Annotated in this window: 3 protein-coding genes; 1 reads left to right on the top strand and 2 read right to left on the bottom strand. The window is 40.2% G+C overall.

What is annotated here, in order from left to right:
• Window positions 1-575 (bottom strand): ParM/StbA family protein (locus H8706_RS11980; RefSeq protein ID WP_262432823.1); only part of this gene is annotated, 575 nt, incomplete at its 3' end.
• A gap of 81 nt (window positions 576-656) precedes the next feature.
• Window positions 657-1,160 (bottom strand): DUF4368 domain-containing protein, encoded by a 504-nt coding sequence (locus H8706_RS11975; protein WP_262432822.1) that lies wholly within the window; start codon window positions 1,158-1,160, stop codon window positions 657-659.
• 50 nt (window positions 1,161-1,210) lie between these two features.
• On the opposite strand from H8706_RS11975, the gene H8706_RS11970 reads away from it, so the two are divergent.
• A complete protein-coding gene (locus tag H8706_RS11970) occupies window positions 1,211-1,501 on the top strand; it encodes a transposase (RefSeq protein ID WP_262432821.1) in 291 nt (96 codons plus the stop codon).
• Window positions 1,502-1,528 lie beyond the last annotated feature (27 nt).

The raw sequence follows: 1,528 nt of genomic DNA, 5'->3' as shown, positions 1-1,528 counted from the left end.
TGATTTGTGCCGTATTTCTCGGTAAAGCATTTCTTTTCCAGCGGTCTGCACTCGTTTATATACATAACATTCATTGTGCCGTTGCCAATGTCTGCAAGCATATTTACACCCTTAAACTCTCGAAGTCTGTCCGCCACTGCGGAAAAGCCTTGCGGGAATATATCAACCCCTGTGATTTCGATATGATAGGATATATTCCTAAAAATAAAATCAGCCGTTTCATTCTGCATAAGGTATGCCTTAAAGGTTTCTTTCTGCTCGCTTACCCAAGTGAGTGGAAGCCCTGCGGCGATATGTACCTTTGCAGAAGTTATGTGCCGGATATTAAGCTCCTTTGCAACAGCCGCAAGAGTTAAAATATAATAATCGTTATCTGCTATTTTATCTGATAAAAATTCCTTATGTTCCTCGCCGACAAGATAATACTTGTCATCATACACAAGCAGACTTTCCTTAAATGTAGGCTCTTTGTCATACGATGCCACACCCGACCTAAAACAACAGTTTCTTGTTTTGCAGTTGCCGTAACCGTGGTCTATTCCTATAATTATAGGTTGGTTATTTGTAAAGTTCATTATATTGTACCTCCAAAATTAAATTTTCGCATAAGAAAAGACGGTCTGCTTAAATTTGCAAACCGCCTTAATGATTAAGTTTTATGCCGATTCTTCATCAACTGTTTTTTTCTGTTCCTTTGCCTGTTGCGCGGCAAGTCTTCGTTTTTCTTTCATTTTTGTCTGATAACGATTGACTGCCTCTCTGTTCCTTTTTCTTTTTAGCTGTATTTTTTTCAACTCCTCTAATTCTTCCGGTGTAGGCTCCGGTATAGGCAATTCAAAATTACCTATAAAATTAAGAAATATTTCAACCTCCTGCACTCGCACTCCACTTGATTTGTCGGGAGCGTGTACTATAATCTTGTCTATAAACTCATTTATCATCGGTACAGTAAGTACGGAAAAATCGGTATATTTCTTTGCAAGCTCCATAAACTGACTTACTTTATCGCTGTCAAGCTCATAGCCTTCGATTTCTGTTTGCTGTGCTGTAATTTCTGCTTCAAGCTGTTCCTGTTCCGCTTCGTATTCGGCAGACAGCGCTTTGCCGTCTTCCCAGATTTGATGGACAGAAAAAAGTGTGATATAATGAAATGGACACAAACAAATCCAAAACCACAGGAGGAACTTTTATGTCAATCAAAAAATGAACAATGCCACCTCGTTATGACGATGCATTCAAAAGCGGCGCGATCAAGATGGTTACCGAACAGGGGCGACCTTCAAAGGAAGTTGCCGCCGAACTCGGTATATGTGTTGAAACTCTCAAATCATGGCTTAAGCGTGCTGGCTTTCAGCCCGGTGCAACCGATCGTCAAAACCGCATTGATAAGCGTCAGCGTGAGCTTGAAGCGGAAATACGCTCGCTTCGCAAGCAGCTTGCCGAGAAAGATGAGGTCATTGATGTATTAAAAAAATCCGTCGGCATATTTTCAAAACTATAGAAGATAAGTATCATTTTATTGATGCTA

Source organism: Qingrenia yutianensis (assembly GCF_014385105.1).
GTDB lineage: Bacteria > Bacillota > Clostridia > UMGS1810 > UMGS1810 > Qingrenia > Qingrenia yutianensis.
The sequence above is the reverse complement of the archived record's forward strand: the minus strand, read 5'-3'. Positions and strand labels throughout refer to the sequence as shown.

What these genes read in the sequence shown, in the direction of transcription:
- H8706_RS11970 (WP_262432821.1), top strand. Translation starts at nt 1,211, where the DNA reads ATGCCACCTCGTTATGACGATGCATTCAAAAGCGGCGCGATCAAGATG.